The organism is Legionella shakespearei DSM 23087, assembly GCF_000373765.1.
Classification (GTDB): domain Bacteria; phylum Pseudomonadota; class Gammaproteobacteria; order Legionellales; family Legionellaceae; genus Legionella; species Legionella shakespearei.
In genome coordinates this window covers 233,405-252,752 of record NZ_KB892381.1, presented here as the reverse complement: position 1 = coordinate 252,752, position 19,348 = coordinate 233,405, and the positions used below count along the sequence as shown (strand labels likewise).

Here is a 19,348-nt window from a genome sequence, read left to right as displayed (position 1 = left end):
AATTAATTATTATAATATCGATGGAGAACTGAATGAATTCAATGCTTAAAAGTATATCGGCTTTAGCTTTAAGTCTAAGTGCCGCCAGCGCTTTGGCAGTTCCAGCTTTTTTAACTACTCATAACAATACTGATGTTGAATCCAATGCCTACGTTGCAGGCACTATTCCATCACCTCATCCCACCAAGGCACATTCAACCCGTCAGGTTCCCTGGAATATGGTTCGAATAGCCTGTTATGGACACACCTCTGCAGGCAAATGCTCTGCATTAATTAAAATGGCTACTAATACTGCTACGCCAGTGGATATAGGTTATGTTTCAATGCATCTGGATAGTGGAACAATCACTCCTCAAAAGATATCTGGAAATGGTTACACTTTGACCGTTAATGGTCCTGGTGAAGCAACTATTACTAAAGATGCGGAATAAGATTTTTCCTAAGAGCACAACAAGAAGTGAGCGTAGCCCGGTCTGCTTGCAGCCGGGAATTGTGCCACTTTGATCCCGGCTGCAAGCAGACCGGGCTACGCACTAAATCAGGCTCTGTGCCGCAACAAAAATTCCGCTTCCTGACGGTCGCGGCTCGGTTTTCGTGCGTTCGTATTGACTTCATCGTGCACCGAAAACCGAGCCGCGACCGTCAGGAAGCGGAACAGTTATACTGGCAGGGACTGTGTTTCTTTCCTGAAGCCCTGGATCCCTCGGACAAGCTGAGGAAGGTGGGAGTCAATCCCAGATTGTGTTCTCAGAGATGTGTAGAAGAGGGAGCTGCTTGCTGCCGGGATGAGTGCCACTTCGATCCCGGCTGCAAGCAGACCGGGCTACATCTGCTGTCTCTTCTGCCTATCTTAACCCTTACCCGATCTACGTCGTCCTGAGCGCGTCTTTTTGTGCGAAGGATCTCCAAATATTGGCACAATACCGCGCTCAGGACGACGTAGATCGGAGTGTGTAGAAAGCTCAATTGCAAGCAACTGGCTTGCAGCATAATTAATTAGCAAAAAAAACCACGCATCAGCGTGGTTTTTTTTACTTACTACTAAAGTTACTTGGTTGGTTGTGGCATTACGTGATCCATAGTCCACACTGCTTGTATACCAACCAGATCAGCTCTTGCTTTGCCATCAGCTACTACACCATAACTAGATGTTGAGGTAATTGCATCCGTTTTATTAATAGTAGGATTGCTTGCTGCGAACAAATGGGTATATCCGACATCAATACCAATATTTGGCTTCATCTGATAATGGGCACCAACAGAAAGAGCCCAACGATCAGTATCAGGTAAACGCACGTCTCTGTCAACGTCATTAGTAGGCGTAGCATCATAACCACCACCGACTCTCAACATCCACTGAGGATTCAGATGATAGTTCGCACCCACTGCAAAACGCCACGCGTCTTTATAATTTTGTGTTGAAGTAGAATTAGCATGTGCTTGACTCAAAGTCCCCAAAGGAGTGATCGCACCATTAGAAACAGCAGGAGCCTGAACATTATTCAACTGAATTGTCTTGAACACTCCCCAGCCTGTGTATACCACAGAGCCTAATAACGCCAGTTTCTCATTCACATCACGGTAAGCACTCAAAGTAACTACATCAGGCAATTCTATATTGTTACTTGTTAGTTCATTAGAACGGCTAATAGAGGTAGGATCAAGAGTAGCTGGCATAAAAACATTACCACTAGTACCAGCCAAACGCCCACTCAGACGGCTATAACCATGAAAGGTATGTTTCATTTTGGATTGGTAATTCAAACCAACACGAGTGTGCTTGTCGGTAGACATAGCCAAAACACCTGCATGAAAACCCACACCAAAGGAATGACCTTTATTGTAACTCAAGGAATCAGCTCCCATAGCACTACTGCTTTCAGGAATAGCTAACGGATTTCCATAAAGAGTAGGCAGACCCAGTACGCGATTGAATTTAACACGCGCAAATTGCAAATCCAGACCAGCTCCCAGAGAGAAATTCTCAGTCAATTTTCCACCAATTTCAGGAGAAACGTTAGTAGTAATCAACTCCGTATAAGTAGCCTGATAACGTACTGGTGAATCAATTCCCCAGTCTGTAGATAGACCAAAAGGAGAAACCATACTTAAACCAAAAGTGGCATTTTCACCTAAAGGTAATGCGTAATGGAACGCTGGAACAAAGGCGTTTTCTCCACCATTAAGGCCGGTGAATGACTGGGTGTACGCTGGCAAATTAGCTGCGGGACCACGGAAAGTACTAACACCACTTAATTCCGCTTTAGGGAACACACCAACACCACCAAAGACAGCTTGTTGTTCCTGAATCAGGACCAGACCAGCAGGGTTATACCATCCAATAGATGCATCTCCACCTTCAGCAGCAATACCTGCGCCAAAGTTTCCTGTTGCAGCGGGGCTGCTCTCGGTATACAAAGAAAAACCACCGGCATGGGCGGCACTGGTAGCCAGAACTCCAATAACAGCAGCACTGACAAGCGTTCTTAGGGGTTTGTGCATGTTTTCACTCCACACTCGTTAATTTAAAAATTGTAATTCAAAAACAATTACTGTTTGAAAAGCTACATTCGATAATAAAGTAATTTAATCTTAATTCAAATGTTTCTTGACAATTTTTTGTTAATAGATTCAATAAGTAATGATATTTAAACCACAGTGACCTCAATAAGGCCATCATGCCCATTTAATACCGACAGGTTATCCACATTTAATCTGTAGTTGATGTAAAATATTGATTTCTGAGCCATAACTCAACTTAACTACTTGTACAGACACTTTAGTCCATGCTACTGTGTTTTAATTTTGAGCGGAAATTTATTATGCAACATATAGTGACGAAATTTGGCGGCACCAGTGTTTCTACCAGGAGCACCTGGAACAATATTGCTGCAATTACCAAAAAGCACCTTACAACAGGAGTGCAGCCGGTAATTGTCTGTTCCGCTTTGACCCAAATTTCGAACAAACTTGAAAAAGCGATAGAAGCCGCTCTGTTAGATGAACATCAAGGCATTTATACCGATATACGCAACAGTCACCTGAATCTTGCTGAATCTCTGGAAGTCAATCCTGAACTTATTGCCCAGGATCTGCATCAACTGCAACAATGGCTCACCGGAATAGCTCTGTTGAAACAGGCACCGGCTAAAACCCATGCCCAGATTTTGAGTATGGGAGAGTTGATGATGACCAGACTTGGCCATGAGTTTCTAAACAATCGGGGAATCCATTGCCTTTGGCAAGATGCCCGGGAGCTTTTAGTCAGCACCCCTGCTCTTGGCGGCGAAGCAGTAAATTATCTCTCCGCCCGCTGCGACAGCGAATATGATTCACAATTAGTTGAGAAGTTTTTAAGCAGTGGGGCACAGGCCGTCATCACCCAAGGTTTTTTCGCATCCAACCCACATGGTGAAACCGTTTTGTTAGGCCGTGGAGGTTCAGATACCTCAGCCGCCCTTCTGGCAGGAAAATTACAGGCAGCATCCTGTGAAATATGGACTGATGTTCCTGGCATTTATACAGCCAATCCTCATCAACTGCCGCATGCGCGCTTATTAAAACAACTGAATTATGATGAGGCTCAGGAAATTGCTTCGATGGGGGCAAAAGTACTTCACCCTAATTGTATTCCGCCGGTGCGCCGCGCCAATATCCCCATGTCAGTAAAATTTACTCAAATGCCAGAACATTCAGGAACGCTGATTACCAAAGATATTGATGAATCAGCTCCTTTGATTAAATCCATTCAGGTAAAACACAGTATTTTACTTATCTCTATAGATACCCTGAACATGTGGCAACAGGTTGGCTTCCTGGCTGACGTCTTCGCCTCCTTTAAAAAGCATGGTTTTTCGGTTGACTTGCTTTCATCCTCTGAATTTAACGTCACCATGTCGCTGGATAATAACGTAAAGCTGCATGACCGTGCCGCCATTAATGTGTTGCTCGAAGAACTGAATCAGTTCGGTCGTGCCAAACTGATAGAACCCTGTAGTGCAGTCAGTCTGGTTGGACATCATATCAGAACCGTTCTGCCTCATCTTGGCCCAGCTTTGGAAGTTTTTGATGCAAAGCAAGTGTATCTGATGTCCCTGGCTTCTAATGATTTAAACCTGACGTTTGTGGTGGACGAATCTCAGGCAGACAAACTCTGTCAAAAGCTGCATCACCTGCTGATAGAAAGTAACCCACAAATTTTTTATTACTCAAAAAGCTGGCATGAAGAATTCGGTAAACCCAGTGCACGTCCTGTTCCCTGGTGGGAAACCGAACGCGATCGTCTGCTTACGACCAGCAGCATGCATTCGCCCTGTTATGTCTATCATAGCCCTACTCAGGCTAATAGAGCCAGACAATTAGCTGCTTTGAAGTCTATTGATTCACTGTTTTATGCGATTAAGGCCAATCCCTATCCTTCCATTTTAAAAACCCTGGAACAGGAGGGGATAGGCTTTGAGTGTGTTTCTATTCAGGAATTAAATCTGGTGTTGGAGCTTTTCCCCAACATAGATAGAAAGCGTATTTTATTCACCCCCAATTTTGCTCCGAAAACAGAATATGAATATGCGCTTTCTGTAGGATGCTATGTCACTATAGACAGCCTTTATCCTCTGGAATATTGGCCTGAACTCTTTAAGAACCGTGATGTGATTGTACGCATTGATCCAGGTACTGGTGCCGGCCATCACAAGCATGTATCAACGGGTGGTAATGAATCGAAATTTGGTATCACGCAAGCTGATATTGGACAGATCCTGTCCCTGACACAGCAGCATAACATTAAGGTTATCGGACTGCACGCTCACTCAGGAAGCGGGATCTTAACCCCTGAACTCTGGCAACAAACCGCATTGATGCTGGCATCCCTGACCGATCAATTTACAGAAGTACACTCAATTAATCTGGGTGGCGGTTTGGGTATTGTTGAAAAACCAGGCCAGCACCCTTTGGATTTTGCTTCTCTGGATGCATCCCTGCTGGCAGTAAAGGCACGTTATCCTCACTTACAAATCTGGCTTGAACCAGGACGATATTTTGTGGCAGAAAGCGGCGTCATTCTGGCAAAAGTAACCCAATGCAAAGAAAAAGGCAAAGTGAAATTTATCGGTATTGATACTGGAATGAACTCACTGATCAGACCTTCTTTGTATGGTGCCTATCATGAGATTGTTAATCTAAGCCGTCTTCATGACGAAAAAGTAGGCTTTTCGCATATTGTAGGGCCTATTTGTGAGTCTGGAGATACGCTGGGATACGACAGATTATTGCCAGTCACCAAAGAAGGCGACATTCTGTTAATTGCCAATACCGGAGCTTATGGCCATTGCATGAGTTCGCATTACAATTTGAGGCCACCGGCGGAAGAAGTGGTTCTGGACTGATTACATGACACTGATTGATGGAGAGCAAAGGAGCCTGGCTACTGACCCAGGCTCTTCTTTTATAGTTCAGGCACCGGCCGGTTCTGGTAAAACGGAAATACTGACCCAACGCTATTTGCGCCTGTTAAGTACGGTGACTGCCCCCGAGCAAATCGTTGCTTTGACCTTTACCCGTAAAGCAGCCAGCGAAATGCGCGAACGGATTGTGATCGCCTTACAACAGGCTGCAAGCAATCACCAGGCTGCAAGTCCTCATCAGCAAAAAACTCTGGATTTTGCAGGTCAGGCTCTTAAACGCAGTGAGGCCTTTAACTGGGATTTGCTGCAGCAACCCAATAGACTGAAAATTATTACCATCGATTCCCTTTGCCAGATGATTAACCAGGCTATTCCTTTACTGGAAAAGCAAATTGCCTATTCACAGATTACCGATAAGCCAGATAACTATTATGTCAGAGCAGCACGCCAATGCATTAGCTTTGCTATAGAAACACCTGAATACCAACAGGCGATAAAAACCCTGCTCTTACACCTGGATAACAGGCAAGATCGCTTAATATCCCTGTTCAAAAACCTCCTGAGCCAAAGAGATCAATGGCTGTCGCCTTTATTTCAGGCCAAAGCGCAAGATAAAGCGCTGTTTGAGCAGGCATTGCGTCATATCGAACAACACGAATTAAATCGTTTTAAAAAAAGCCTTCCTGTAAATCTGGCAGCTGAACTGGTGCAACTGTCGCGAGAACTGGCGACCATAGAAAATAAGCCGGATTCGAAGCGATACCTATTGAAAGACTGGTATGATTTCCAACAATCAAATCAGGATACAGCAAAAGCCCTTTGCCATTTGGTGCTTGGTAGTGATAACGGTTTGCGCAAGAGTTTTGATCATCATGTAGGTTTAAATAAAAGCGACTGTTCTGCTGAAGAATTCAAACGCTTAAAATCAGAAAGTAGTGCGCTGCTGGAACAATTAAACGAATACCCTGAATTTCTTGATGCCTTGTTACAAACCAGCAATCTGCCAAACCCTGAATACGATCCCGGGCAATGGGATGTCTTACAGGCACTTTTTCTTTTGCTTCCCCTGTTAGTAGGCCATCTGCACCTGATTTTCAGCGAACAGAATGAAATTGATTTTACAGGTATAGCGCAACAGGCGCTTTCCGCATTGGGTGATGCTGATAATCCTGCCGATTTGGCTCTGTATCTGGATAATGCCATCCATCATTTATTAGTGGATGAATTTCAGGACACGTCCATCACCCAATTTGAATTACTGGAAAAATTGGTTCAAGGCTGGCAAAACGATGATGGAAAGACGCTGTTTATCGTAGGCGACCCCATGCAATCCATTTACCGCTTCCGCCAGGCTGAGGTAGGGTTGTTTTTCCGTGCTAAAGAACAGGGCATAGGTCCAGTCCGTTTACAATCGCTTGAGTTGCGTTGCAATTTCCGCTCTACAGAAACTATAGTCAATTGGGTCAACGCCCAGTTCAGCAAAGTATTTCCCCAACAGGTTGATATTGAATCCGGAGCCGTTTCTTTTCATCCTTCAGTCAATATAATTAAAGGCGATGAACACTCTGCCATTCATGCGGTGGCATTTAAAAGCAAAGAACAGGAAGCGCAATGCATCATTCAGCTTATAGAACATGAATTAACAACAAATCCGCAACAAAGTCTGGCTATTTTAGTGCGCTCGCGCACTCAGCTGGTTGATATTATCACCCTTCTTCGCCAAAACAATATTCCCTATCAAGGTTCTGATATTGATTTACTGGCGAATCTGGTTCACCTGCGAGATGTCTGGTCTTTGACTCAGGCTTTGTTGAATCCGGGCAACAGATTGTCCTGGTTGTCAGTTTTGCGCGGGCCTTATTGTGGCCTTGGAATAACGGATCTTCATTTAATTGCCCAGCATAACCAATACAAATCAATATACAGCTCTTTATTGCAACTGGAACACATTGCAGGTTTAAGCGATGAGGGCAGAACACGGGCACGTTTTTTTACTCAGGTCATGCATCAGGCGTTGACCCAGCGTTACCAGACTCGCTTGTCCGAGTGGGTACTCAACACCTTGAAACAACTGCATGCAGATAAAATTTTAAACCATTACCAGCGTGTTGATCTGGAACAATTATGGGTATTGCTTGACCGTTACGAACTGAATGGTCGTTTGCCCGATATGAACGAGTTCGTTAGCGAATTGAATAAATTGTATTCACAACAAGTCACCCCCTCCCCTGTGCAGATCATGACCATTCATAAATCCAAAGGACTGGAGTTTGATACTGTATTTTTACCAGGCTTAGGCTCGCGGCAAAATCAAAGTGACGAATCCATGCTGCGGTGGCTCAAATTACCCACTGAACATCAGGATAGCCTATTACTGGTTTCTCCTCTCAAAGGAGCTCATCAGGAACACTGTCCTTTGTATGATTATCTGACACAACTGGATGAAGAAAAAAATAATTATGAAGCGCAAAGAGTGCTTTATGTAGCAGCAACGCGTGCCAAATCGCGCCTGTATTTATTTGACAGCTCGGGAAGAAACTCTAAAAATTCGTTCCGCTGCATGTTAAAGCATCAGGAGTTTAGCCAACATGATGCGGAAGAAACTGCAGAACTCACGGAAAACTCACTGCCTGCACTCAGTAAACTACCCCTGGATTTTTATCAAAATATTCCTGTGGCTTTGAATTTTAATCCCAACAAACAAAAGATCGATGTAAAAACGGGGATATCACGCGAAACCGGAATCATTTGCCATCGGCTTTTGCAGTGGATTTGTGACCATCATCCTGCAAGTCTGGAGCAAATTCCCTGGAATCTGGTCCAGCAGGAATGCATCAGCCTCGGCTTTGATAATGAAAGCCAGGGATTAATCCTGGAACAGATTAAAGACCAGATTACCCGTATGTTTCGAGACCCTCGAGGTTTATGGATACTTTCAAAACATGAACAAGAATGCAATGAATATGAGTTACTGGTAGCGCATCAAAATAAATTAGCCACTCGAATCCTCGACAGGGTTTTTGAAGATCAGGGCAAGTTCTGGATTATTGATTTCAAAACAGGTAAAGAAGATCAGGAGTCTTTGGAACAACATCAAATGCAACTCAATGAATATGGCTACTATTTATCAGAACGAACCAGGCTCCCTATCCATTGCGGCCTTTATTACCTGACCAATAATCATTGGCATAGTTGGGAATATCAAATGGAAGCTACAGCAGACCTGCCATTAAGTTAAGCGCTACTCCGCCGTCCCGCGGCTTGTCCGCGGGATCCAGAGATCTAAGCTCAGAGTGACATTCCTGGATCCCGCGGACAAGCCGCGGGACGGTGGAACTCCTTAACTTAATGGCAGTGGCTACAGCAGAGTCTGTTGATATTTAGCTAGTTTAGGATCGCTTCCTGCGTTATTATTGCCAATTTTTACCTAGGGGAGAAGCAGATGATGGTTGAAAACAAGGTGATACACCTGATAGATAACCTGGCAGATCCCTTTCTTGGCCTCAATGGCAAGGAAATGAATCTGGCCTATAAGATAGACAGTACGCCCACTGCTCTCAATGTCACTATTACTGCCGGCTTTCCTGCGCATTTATTAGAAAATGATTATAAAAAACTGGTGCAGGAAGTATTAAAGACGCACTTTCCTGACCATCAGATTGAACTTACTATAAACCAGTTTATCAAAGCCCATAAAACCCAGCTCGTTGGTAAAGGCTTAAGAGGCGTAAAAAATACCATTGCGGTAGCGTCTGGCAAAGGAGGTGTGGGTAAATCAACAGTAACAGTTAATCTTGCAACAGCTCTGGCTCGCGCCGGTGCCCGGGTTGGTATACTCGATGCCGATATCTATGGCCCAAGCATGCCTTTAATGCTGGGAAAAACAGAGCCAGTGCAATTACAAGGTGATCGTTATGTTCCTGTGCAGGCTCATGGTGTACAGGCTATGTCTATAGGTTACCTGACCAATACGGAGCAAGCTTTGATCTGGCGCGGCCCGATGCTTGCCAAGTCCTTAATTCAAATGCTGGATATTACCCTCTGGGATGAGCTGGATTATTTATTTATAGATTTACCGCCAGGTACTGGTGACATTCAACTGACGCTGGTTCAGAAAATTCCCCTGACTGCGGCAATCGTAGTGACTACACCACAAAACGTAGCCACTCTGGATGCACAAAAAGCCCTGTCTATGTTCGAACGCACCGGCATTGATGTGCTGGGGGTTGTAGAGAACATGTCTACTCATATCTGCAGCCAATGCGGCCATACGGATGCAATATTTGGTGAAGGAGGAGCAAAGAACTTGTGCGAATCGCACCATAGCCTTTTACTGGGGCAACTCCCTCTCAATGGGACTATCAGACAACAATGTGATGAGGGATTCCCCACGGCCTGCCATCCTCGCAATGAATTAACGGATACCTTTATTAAAACAGCCTTACGTAGCGCTATAGAATTGAGTAAAAGACCCATAAATTATGCCGATAAATTCCCTCCAATTGTGGTGGAATGATTGGGCTAAAAATCAAAGGGGTAAAGCAGTGCATTTTAAAGGATCTTGGGTATAATACTGGAAAAAAGTGCAAGAGACATGGCCATGTGCAGATTATTTATAATAACAATCAGTATCTTATACTCCAGCCTGACCCTGGCTAAATCCAGTTACCAGATTGATCTCATCCTCTTTGCCCATCCGCAAAAAGCCTCTGCGAGCAGTGACCTGGATAACTCAGGACTGATTCCTTTTAGTAAGAATGCAATAGCACTGAAAAGCGGGGGAAAATCATCCAGACCTTACAATTTACTCCCCCCTTCCCAAGCCGGATTAGGAGATGAATATTATCAGTTAACCCACAGGTCGCGCTATCCGGTACTAGGCCGTTACTCCTGGATACAACCCGCCAGTAATAAAAGCACCGTATCTTTACCCCTTATCAATAATAAAGGATGGGAAATACAGGGAACTATACGAGTAGAGCAAAGCAATTACTACACATTTAATGCAGAGTTGCACTGTTCCCCGCCATCTAACCCTCAAGGCTCATTTACCGTATCCCAAAATCAGCGCTTAAAGGCAGGTACCGTGTACTACCTCGACAATCCACAAATTGGAATGCTGGTAAAGGTTCACAAATTAAAACTGTAGCCCATATCAGGCACCAGCCGTAATACATCCCGTATTACGGCTACGGCACTTAATTACAGATTTAAAATAGACAGATACTCTCTAAACAACTCTGTGGGTAGATGAACACCGCCTGTTTGATTTAAACCTAAAGGTTTAAAAATACGATTTGCCAGTTCATTACCAATAAAATGACCGGTGACCTGCTCAATGATCATGCCAAGGAGAACTGTATTGGTATTCGAGTAATGCCAACTGCTACCAGGACTAAAATAAACAGGATTGGCACTAGCAAAATCAACAAGCTCCTGGGGCAACCATGCTCTTAACAAATCCGCAGCAAATTCCTGAATAAACGTTGCATCAGCACTGTAATTAAAAATACCGCTACGCATGTCAGCCAGCTCACCCAGGGTAGCATTGTCATTTTGAACAGCAATGTCAAACTCACTGAGGGGATCGTTTAAATTCAAACGGCCTTCCTGAGCTAATTGCAAGATAATCGTTGTAGTAAAAGATTTGGTAATACTGGCTATGTGAAAATGATCTGCTGTCGATATCGGTCTGTTCGTACTTAAATCAGCAACACCATCCTCTATAATCAAATCCCCCTGACCAGGTATCCATATTCCCGCCAGCACCCCAGGTATTGCATATTGTTGTTGATAAGAACGAGTTATAGCTCTTATTTGTTGTTCTTTTAATGAATTAAGGCAGGTCGATGAGGTGCAAGAGATAATTTTTACATTCAGGTTATCCTTTTCCGCTGGCCGGGAACACAAGAAAGGATCGGGAGTTTTATTCGCATTTGCTTTGCAAATCACAGGTCCGGTAGTAACCCCTGCCCCCATTTGCGATGCAATTAGCGTAATATTTAAAAGGCATGACTTCCCGGGAGTCAAGGTAAAAGGATTAGAACAGGCATTTGGACCTGCGGGATTCTGAATCACCCCCTGAATGGGGCTTAACATTAAAGTACGTGTGACCTTGGTATTGTTGGTTACAAGATACTGAGTGGATAAAATACGATTCGCCATTAATACTTTCGGTATTGAGGTCTGTGCGACAATGCTGAATTTCGGCACATTCTGAGCGTTTACATTGAGATTACTTACAAGGAAAATAATAAAAGCATAAATAAAATATTTGTTCATAGTTATTTGATCTGTTTTGTAATACCTGAAGAGAATACTGCAAAATGAAATAAATGAACATCTTCAATTATTATCGATTCTGCTTAAAATTGATCTGTAGCAATGCTTCAATAATTTTGACAATCAGGGCTGCGATTGCATGCAGACATCGAGCTTTCGGCGATCCGGGACGCCAGAATAAAGCCAGAGTTCGTGATGGTGCTGGTGGGTTAAACGGAATATAGCTTAATAAATCTGAAGGTTCGCTATAAATTGCTAAAGCTGGAAGCAAGGTAACCCCCATCCCCGCCTGAACCATCAATCTTAATGTTTCCAGACTGGTAGCTGTAAAGTCAGCGAATTCACTCGCTTTCGCCATCTGGCACACAGCCATAGCCTGTTCACGTAAACAATGCCCTTCCTCCAAAAGCAGAATGGATTGATTATTCAAATCGTTGACAGCAATAGCTTTGGATTTTGCTAAAGGATGAGAAACACTGCAGGCAAAATAAAAGGCTTCCTGGAATAAAGTCTGATGTGCAAAAGAACCATCAACAGGCAAAGCCATAATTGCAGCATCAATCTCCCCTCCTTCCAGTTTCACCAACAAGCGTTGCGTTTGATCTTCAATTAACCATACTTTCAAATCAGGAAAATTGCTCTTGATATCTGGCATCACTAAAGGAAGTAAATAAGGCGCTACGGTAGGAATAACCCCAAGGCGCAAATCTCCAGTAAAAGGATCTGTCGCATGACGGGCCAAATCTTTCATTTCTTCAATTAACATCAAAACCTTTTTTGCTCTGGATAATAAAGCGCTCCCCTGGTCGGTCAGAAAAACCTGCTTATTGTTCCGTTCAAATAAAACAACCCCCAGAGTTTCTTCCAGCTTTTTAATTTGCATGCTTAAAGTAGGCTGGCTGACAAAACAACGCTTTGCGGCCTCACCAAAATGTTTTACTTCTGCAAGAACTGTAAAATAATGTAAATCCCTTAAATTCATCAGCATGCTACTATGATTGGTTGTATTTATTATTATACATAATATATTTACTATGTACCTATCGATAAGCAGTAGTTCTCTTAATGGAGTGAACAGTAACAGTTCTAATGAGCTACTATCTTGACTTAATGTTCTCTTAATGATGGTATGCTAGGATGCCCATCCTACATATATAAAGGGGGTATATCAAATGGCCAGGTTTCCTAATAAAACTCTATACGAACTTCGAACTTATTTTATGGGATTGGACTTAACCCAATTAACCAAGATAAATCATGCCTATGGCGACCATTTTGTACGTCTTGAATTAAGATTGGAACGGGTAAATAACCAACTTGCCAAATACACGTCACAACTTCTGACTATCAGGAGGAACATCAACGAACTGGATGCCCAGGAACCTCTCATTCAACAACAGGAAGAAGAATATTCGCGTTCTGTTGCAAGTATGATGGAATCATCAAGTGGTGCTGAGTTCTATTTGGCACGTCAAGCTCTCGGAGCATCTCCTGCTGATCGCCATAAGGCGGATTCAGCCAGTTTAAAAACAGAACTTATTCAGACAACAGACATGATATTTGCCTTAAATACTGAATTGGAACATACCGAATCATCCAAATCACGTGCAGTTGATGAGTTGAGATTACTCAATCGAATAATCGATGATAAAAAACAAATTGCCGGTATTGAATTCGCTCCAGCTGCTCCTTCTCTCTGATACTTTCAAAAAGAGCGCCCAAACAAGGCGCTCACCACACACATAATTTTTTAGCGCACTAAACCTGGAAACGACCGTAGCCCGGTCTGCTCACCTCCGGCTGCGAGCAGACAGGGCTACGCAACGGGATACGGCTGTTCGAGCAAGAAGCAAGCCCCCCGACCTTACAGTTTTTTATTTTTTCGCCTAGGAATAAATAAAAAAATTTACACTCACTCGCCTATCCTATATATTCTGTTTCTTTAAATGAAGCGAATAACGTTGACACAGCACACTACAACAAAAACCATCATCTGGCTAATAGGCGTATTTTTTTTATTGTTCCAGTTTTTTTTACAACTCTCATCAGGAATAGTTGTGGGTGCAATCATGCACGAGCAAAATCTTTCTGCCCTTACCGCAGGCTTGCTCAGCAGTTCGTTTTACTATGTGTACACCACCCTGCAAATACCAGTAGGTATGCTTTTTGATCGCTATAACACACGAACACTTCTGTATGGGAATGCCGCATTGTGTGCTTTGGGCTGTTTCATTTTTGCTACAGCACCCACCCTGCCCCTGCTTTTCTTAGGCCGATTAGTTATTGGTGCCGGTTCAGCCTTTGCTTTTGTGGGGTTATCTCACTTACTGCGTGAACACTATCCCTTAAGACAATATGCTTTTATGATCGGAGCTTCAGAAACGCTGGGCTTCACAATAACCGTATTTGGCATGATCGGCATGGGCTCATTCATCAGCTCTTTTGGTTGGCGCTATTTTATTGGCGGAGCCGGGTTTATTGGCCTCCTCATTGCCTTTTTATGCTGGAATTTTATCCCCGACAGTAGGCCAGAGCGCAGCACTAATCACCATTACAAACAACAATTATTGGCAATTATAAAAAACAAACTGGCCTGGATTAACGGCCTGTTCGTCTGCCTCGAATTTTCTGTCATCACCGTTTTTGGTGCCATGTGGGCGGTGCCCTTTTTGCAACTAAAACTCAATTGTGGTATTGAAGCAGCAAGCATACTCACCTCAATGATACTCTTGGGTGCAGGAGTAAGCTGCCCTGTTTTGGGGCAAATATCGATACGTCTTTCCAAACGCAAGCCGCTTATTCATGCCTCCTGTCTGTCCACCACAGTGTTGGTGCTTATCACTTTATTCTTACCGACCAAAAGTATGGCTTTAATGGGTTTTTTACTGTTCGCTATAGGACTATGTTGCGGAGCGTACATGCTCGCCTTTTCTATTGCCAATGAGCTGGCTCCGGCAGAATCTTTATCCACTTGTACCGGGTTTACCAATACTTTGGCTATGCTGTCTGCCCCCTTATTACAACCTTTGGTCGGCTATATACTGGATATGTCCAATGCAAGTCCGGGCCAGCATACTCTCGGTGATTACCAATTTGCACTGCTCATCATTCCCTTCTCTCTGGTTTTAGCCAGTTTATTAGCTCATTTTCTTCCTGAAAAATCGCAATAGGAGGATCAGAGGCTTCGATCCCATAATAACTACGTCGTCCTGAGCGCGTCTTTTTGCGTGAAGGATCTCCAAATATTGGCACCATGCCGTCTTCGGGAGATCCTTCGCGCAAAAAGACGCGCTCAGGACGACGTGCTTCCGTAAATAGCACCCTGCCAGGATTCAGATTTCGTATTAGCGCAGCGTAATACGGGAAAGGTTAAGCTGTTGCAGAAACTACTGTCAGGGCAGATTCTTTAATCTGAGCGAAGGATTGATTGGTGATAAAACAAAAGCCTTTATGCTGATCGTTAGAAAAACCAGCAACAGACAGAGGAGCAGTTTGATCAGACGTCAAAGTATTCCGTACTTTTAAATTTAATTTGGGCAAAGCCAGACTGAGTACACATTGGTTATTATCCAGCGACTTCATAGAAATAAATTGTGACATTTTCACTTTATTTCCAGTGGCATCTCGCCATCCAGCTACAGCAGCACTCGTGGCATCAGCCTCTTTAAGATTGGCTGAATAAAAGCCATTATCATTGTTCAATCTGCAAAACGTGGTACTAATGTCATGAGAAGAAGCTTGTTCCTTGCTAAACCATACTTTGCCAAACCAGGCGTTATTACCGGTTACAAATTGCTCTTTGGAATCGCTGCCGGTTTGCACATGCCCATTCAACCTGCTGGTCTGTAATGCCTGTAATTCCACTCCAGGCCTTAATACCAGAGTTTGCTTGTCTTCGGCCTGCTTTAGCATGTCTACTTTAAAGTTAAAGCCTTTCTCATCGTCTGTTTTTACCCCAAAAATCCAACTGTCATTGATAGGGTTATAACGTATAAAAGAATGTCCCACATGCCAATTGAGTTGGGTGGATTTTTCTATTTTCTCATCACTTTCGTAAAAGAAAATCAGCGTGTTTGTCTGTCCGTCAATAAGAGCGGTTTTTGCATGAAAGTCCGAACCTTGTCTTTGCATTTGAAAAAAATAACCATAGCGGTCACCGCTTTCATTAGTCACCATACCAGAAAAAGCCCAGCTCCCAACTAAAGGTTCTACCGGTTGCAGAGCCTCGATGACTTCTTCGCCATCAGCTGCGTACACCGTCGCACTGACAGACACAATAATTGAGAGTAAAACGGACCGAATTCGTTTTGGTATCATATCAGCAATAACCTTGTAAATGTTTATGTGACCATAATGCGTCCCAAAACGCATCGTTCAACCTGGCTTCTACAGGTAAATAATACATTTTTTCATTCATAAAAGAACGGCATTTTACGGCATCCTTTTCCGTCATAATAATAAGGGATTCTGAATAATCAAAATCTCCGGATTGAAACTGGTAGTGATCAGGATAAGAATATGGCGTGAATTCTATCCCTAATTGACTCAAAGTGGAATAAAAACGTTGTGGATTTCCAATGGCTGCTACAGCAGCAATGTCGCCCTGCAATAAATCAGGCTCTGCTTCTTCTCGTGAAAGCTGTTGAACCGGTTTACCAGGCTTTAAATTCATCTCAAAAGCATTTATCCAGCTGCCTTCATTAACCACAAGAAAATCAACCTGCTTTAAGCGTGCATCAGGCTCTCTCAAGGGTCCTGCAGGCAAGCAAAAACCATTGCCCAAGCCTCTGGTACCATCAATTACAGCTATTTCTACGGCACGTCCCATTTTATAATGCTGTAAACCATCATCACTGATAATAATCTGCGGAGAATGCTTTTCCAGAAGAAATTGAATGGCCTGAGTTCGTTGGGGAGCAATGACGACAGGGCAGCCCGTTTTATGTGCGATTAATAAAGGTTCATCGCCAACCTGTTCTGTAGAATCATCTGGCTGCACTTCATAAGGAAAATTGCGGACTTTGGCACCATAGCCCCGGCTGACTATTCCCACACGTAAACCTTTTTGTTGTGCTTTTTTAGCAATTTCAATCACCAGAGGCGTCTTCCCTACCCCACCTACGGTTATATTGCCCACAACAATAATGGGCACCTCATAATGCGATTGGCAATAGCGTTGCAAATACCATCGTCTGGTTCGCACCACAGCACTGTAACACCAGGAAAATGGCAGCAGAGTCCATTGTAATGGATGCTTGCCATACCATAATTTATCAATGACAAAGGACATTAAGCAATTGCTTCCTCTAGAATCATGCCGGATTGTTGCACTTTATATAACTGAGCGTAATGGCCATTTAAATGCAGCAATTCCAGATGCGAACCCTCTTCAACAATACGCCCCTGTTGCATGACCACAATTTTATCCGCATTTTTTATAGTGGATAAGCGATGGGCAATCACCAGTGTGGTTCTATTTTTCATCACCTGTTCCAAAGCAGCCTGAATGTATCGCTCCGACTCGGAATCCAGTGCTGAAGTGGCTTCATCAAGAATGAGTATGGGAGCGTCTTTCAAAATGGCGCGGGCAATGGCGATGCGCTGCCTTTGTCCTCCCGACAGTAAAATACCGTTTTCACCCACGCGTGTGTCATAACCATTGGGTAATAAGGAAATGAACTCATCGGCGTATGCCAGTTTTGCAGCATGAACAATCTGTTCACGGGTAAAATGAGAAGTACCATAAGCAATATTATTTGCCAAAGTATCATTAAACAAGGTCACGTTTTGACTCACCAGAGCCAATTGCTGGCGCAGGCTTGATAAATTTATTTCATTGATTGAAACGCCATCCAGGGAAATGGCTCCCTGCGATACATCATAAAAACGCGGTAATAAGCTGGCAATGGTGGTTTTACCACTCCCGGAATGTCCGACCAGAGCAACGGAGGTTCCCGCTTCTATGGTAAAACTGACATCATGCAGAACATGGGCACTCTGTCTGTATCCATAAGAAACATGGTTAAATTCAATTTTACCTTTCGCTTTTTGTTCCAGCACCATACCGGAATCGTTCTCTATAGGCATATCAAGAAGATTAAAGACACTTTCAGCCCCGGCAAGCCCTCTCTGAATGGTAGCATTCAAAGTAGTTAATGTTTTCATAGGCTTAATTAATTGCAGCATGGCAGCAATGATTGCCAGAAAAGAGCCTGCGCTGACCGTAATGACCGTGGATAACTGAATAGCAGCGAAAATAATCATCGCAATACCCAGGGCAATGACAAATTGTACACCAGAAACATTCAGTGCTTTGCTCACTGCTACCTTCATATCATTGTGGCGTGAATTCTCGGTTGCCTGATTAAATTTACCTGTTTCGTAGCGTTCACCACCAAAAATGCGTACTACTTTATAACCTTCAATCGCCTCACTTGCGATTTCAGTAACTTCACCCATAGTCATCTGTACTTTATGGCTGATGCGTCTGACCCGTTTATTGGTGTAGTTTACTATAATGCCAACAAAAGGGACGGTTAATAAAAACATCAGCGACAATTGCCAGCAAATAACCATCATCACGGTTAAAAGCCCGATAACCAGGCAGACGTTCTGGACAAAATCAGTTAAAGCATCAGCACTCACCTGAGCCACCTGCTCTACATCATAAAGAATTTTTGACAGCATTTGTCCGGAAGTTGCTTCATCATAAAAATCAGCGGGAAGACGAATGATATGCGCGAATACCCTTTGCCTTAGCACTTTTACTACGGAGCGGGCAACCCAGGTCATGCAGTAACTGCCTAGTGAACTGATTAAGCCTCTCAAGGTAATACCTATTAAAACAATGAGAGGAATTTTTTTCACAAAGTCCAAATCAATATTGATAAACCCTTTATCCATAAAAATTTTGGTCATGTAGGTAAATCCGGCATCTATAGCCGAATAACAGATGTTGGCAAAAATTCCTAACAGCAGTATAGGCCAGAAGGGTTTCACATAAGTAAACAAGCGTTTGTATAAAACACTGGTTTTAACCATGGTATGGTTTTTCATTAATTATCGCAGCTCTCAAGTAAGCAAATGGCTCTGATTGTAACTCTTATTCACATAAAGTGCCAAGTTTTACCCTTTTATTCAATTATTCTTTATGCAATGATTCGATGTCGCCCCCAAGATCCACGTCGTCCTGAGCGCGTCTTTTTGCGCGAAGGATCTCCCGAAATCGGCACGGTGCCAGTACATGGAGATCCTTCGCGCAAAAAGACGCGCTCAGGACGACGTAGATTTGGGAGAGGATTGCCGTCTTGGGGCTTGTCCGCAGGATCTAAACTCGGAGTGATATCGCTGGATACCGCGGACAAGCCGAGAGACGGAGGAATTAGTACTTGAATTAACGTGAGTTCGGAATAAGAAGATTGATTTATCCAGTCGTTACTTCGATGCCGTTCGGGCTGAGGAAGCGCGTAGCGCTGTCTCGAAGCCTTGGCATGGTGCAAAGGCTTCGTGACCTGAAGTATCCCCACGAAAATGATTTATTTATCAGCACTACCTCTTCTGTTTCCTTATGCTCTTATTACCTAAAGAAAACCGAGCCGCGACCGTAAGGGAGCGGAAATTTTGGATGTACACCTAATGAATAAGCAACAATGGAGTGCATCGAA

Annotated in this window: 13 protein-coding genes; 7 read left to right on the top strand and 6 right to left on the bottom strand. The window is 43.5% G+C overall.

Annotated elements, in window-relative coordinates; genetic code table 11:
• Positions 1-32 precede the first annotated feature (32 nt).
• A complete protein-coding gene (locus tag B094_RS0101060; protein WP_018575934.1) occupies positions 33-431 on the top strand; it encodes a hypothetical protein in 399 nt (132 codons plus the stop codon).
• A 616-nt stretch (positions 432-1,047) separates the two neighbouring features.
• Here B094_RS0101060 and B094_RS0101055 read toward each other — a convergent pair.
• Positions 1,048-2,502, bottom strand: a complete 1,455-nt coding sequence (locus B094_RS0101055) for an OmpP1/FadL family transporter (RefSeq protein WP_018575933.1) — start codon at positions 2,500-2,502, stop codon at positions 1,048-1,050.
• 320 nt (positions 2,503-2,822) lie between these two features.
• On the opposite strand from B094_RS0101055, the gene B094_RS0101050 reads away from it, so the two are divergent.
• From B094_RS0101050 to B094_RS0101035, 4 genes are all read left to right on the top strand, one after another.
• A complete protein-coding gene (locus tag B094_RS0101050) occupies positions 2,823-5,384 on the top strand; it encodes a bifunctional aspartate kinase/diaminopimelate decarboxylase (protein WP_018575932.1) in 2,562 nt (853 codons plus the stop codon).
• 4 nt (positions 5,385-5,388) lie between these two features.
• Positions 5,389-8,640, top strand: coding sequence for a UvrD-helicase domain-containing protein (locus tag B094_RS0101045; RefSeq protein WP_018575931.1), 3,252 nt, complete (start codon positions 5,389-5,391; stop codon positions 8,638-8,640).
• A 204-nt stretch (positions 8,641-8,844) separates the two neighbouring features.
• Positions 8,845-9,918 (top strand): iron-sulfur cluster carrier protein ApbC, encoded by a 1,074-nt coding sequence (gene apbC, locus B094_RS0101040; protein WP_018575930.1) that lies wholly within the window; start codon positions 8,845-8,847, stop codon positions 9,916-9,918.
• An 84-nt stretch (positions 9,919-10,002) separates the two neighbouring features.
• Positions 10,003-10,551, top strand: a complete 549-nt coding sequence (locus B094_RS0101035; protein WP_026253813.1) for a CsiV family protein — start codon at positions 10,003-10,005, stop codon at positions 10,549-10,551.
• 53 nt (positions 10,552-10,604) lie between these two features.
• Here B094_RS0101035 and B094_RS16380 read toward each other — a convergent pair whose 3' ends face one another.
• Complete coding sequence (locus tag B094_RS16380) at positions 10,605-11,684, bottom strand: serine hydrolase domain-containing protein (protein ID WP_018575928.1); 1,080 nt, start codon at positions 11,682-11,684, stop codon at positions 10,605-10,607.
• Between the two features lie 70 nt (positions 11,685-11,754).
• Positions 11,755-12,666 (bottom strand): LysR substrate-binding domain-containing protein, encoded by a 912-nt coding sequence (locus B094_RS0101025; protein ID WP_026253812.1) that lies wholly within the window; start codon positions 12,664-12,666, stop codon positions 11,755-11,757.
• Positions 12,667-12,856: 190 nt separating this feature from the next.
• On the opposite strand from B094_RS0101025, the gene B094_RS0101020 reads away from it, so the two are divergent.
• Together B094_RS0101020 and B094_RS0101015 are read left to right on the top strand one after the other, a co-directional pair.
• The gene (locus B094_RS0101020; protein ID WP_018575926.1) at positions 12,857-13,384 is read left to right on the top strand and encodes a hypothetical protein; all 528 of its coding nucleotides are present in this window, start codon (positions 12,857-12,859) and stop codon (positions 13,382-13,384) included.
• 246 nt (positions 13,385-13,630) lie between these two features.
• Entirely contained in the window at positions 13,631-14,854 is a 1,224-nt protein-coding gene (locus tag B094_RS0101015; protein WP_081621008.1) for an MFS transporter, read from the top strand.
• A gap of 199 nt (positions 14,855-15,053) precedes the next feature.
• Here B094_RS0101015 and B094_RS0101010 read toward each other — a convergent pair whose 3' ends face one another.
• From B094_RS0101010 to msbA, 3 genes are read right to left on the bottom strand one after another with little or no spacing between them, the layout of a single operon-like run.
• On the bottom strand, positions 15,054-16,001 hold the full coding sequence (locus B094_RS0101010) for a hypothetical protein (protein ID WP_026253810.1): 948 nt from the start codon (positions 15,999-16,001) through the stop codon (positions 15,054-15,056).
• 1 nt (position 16,002) lies between these two features.
• The gene (gene lpxK, locus B094_RS0101005) at positions 16,003-16,974 is read right to left on the bottom strand and encodes a tetraacyldisaccharide 4'-kinase (RefSeq protein ID WP_018575923.1); all 972 of its coding nucleotides are present in this window, start codon (positions 16,972-16,974) and stop codon (positions 16,003-16,005) included.
• On the bottom strand, positions 16,974-18,740 hold the full coding sequence (msbA, locus tag B094_RS0101000) for a lipid A export permease/ATP-binding protein MsbA (RefSeq protein WP_018575922.1): 1,767 nt from the start codon (positions 18,738-18,740) through the stop codon (positions 16,974-16,976). Before msbA ends, lpxK begins: the two co-directional genes overlap by 1 nt.
• Between the last annotated feature and the right edge of the window lie 608 nt (positions 18,741-19,348).

Coding starts and splice junctions, on each gene's coding strand:
- B094_RS0101060 (WP_018575934.1), top strand. CDS start 33: ATGAATTCAATGCTTAAAAGTATATCGGCTTTAGCTTTAAGTCTAAGT.
- B094_RS0101055 (WP_018575933.1), bottom strand. CDS start 2,502: ATGCACAAACCCCTAAGAACGCTTGTCAGTGCTGCTGTTATTGGAGTT.
- B094_RS0101050 (WP_018575932.1), top strand. CDS start 2,823: ATGCAACATATAGTGACGAAATTTGGCGGCACCAGTGTTTCTACCAGG.
- B094_RS0101045 (WP_018575931.1), top strand. CDS start 5,389: ATGACACTGATTGATGGAGAGCAAAGGAGCCTGGCTACTGACCCAGGC.
- apbC (WP_018575930.1), top strand. CDS start 8,845: ATGATGGTTGAAAACAAGGTGATACACCTGATAGATAACCTGGCAGAT.
- B094_RS0101035 (WP_026253813.1), top strand. CDS start 10,003: ATGTGCAGATTATTTATAATAACAATCAGTATCTTATACTCCAGCCTG.
- B094_RS16380 (WP_018575928.1), bottom strand. CDS start 11,684: ATGAACAAATATTTTATTTATGCTTTTATTATTTTCCTTGTAAGTAAT.
- B094_RS0101025 (WP_026253812.1), bottom strand. CDS start 12,666: ATGAATTTAAGGGATTTACATTATTTTACAGTTCTTGCAGAAGTAAAA.
- B094_RS0101020 (WP_018575926.1), top strand. CDS start 12,857: ATGGCCAGGTTTCCTAATAAAACTCTATACGAACTTCGAACTTATTTT.
- B094_RS0101015 (WP_081621008.1), top strand. CDS start 13,631: ATGAAGCGAATAACGTTGACACAGCACACTACAACAAAAACCATCATC.
- B094_RS0101010 (WP_026253810.1), bottom strand. CDS start 16,001: ATGATACCAAAACGAATTCGGTCCGTTTTACTCTCAATTATTGTGTCT.
- lpxK (WP_018575923.1), bottom strand. CDS start 16,974: ATGTCCTTTGTCATTGATAAATTATGGTATGGCAAGCATCCATTACAA.
- msbA (WP_018575922.1), bottom strand. CDS start 18,740: ATGAAAAACCATACCATGGTTAAAACCAGTGTTTTATACAAACGCTTG.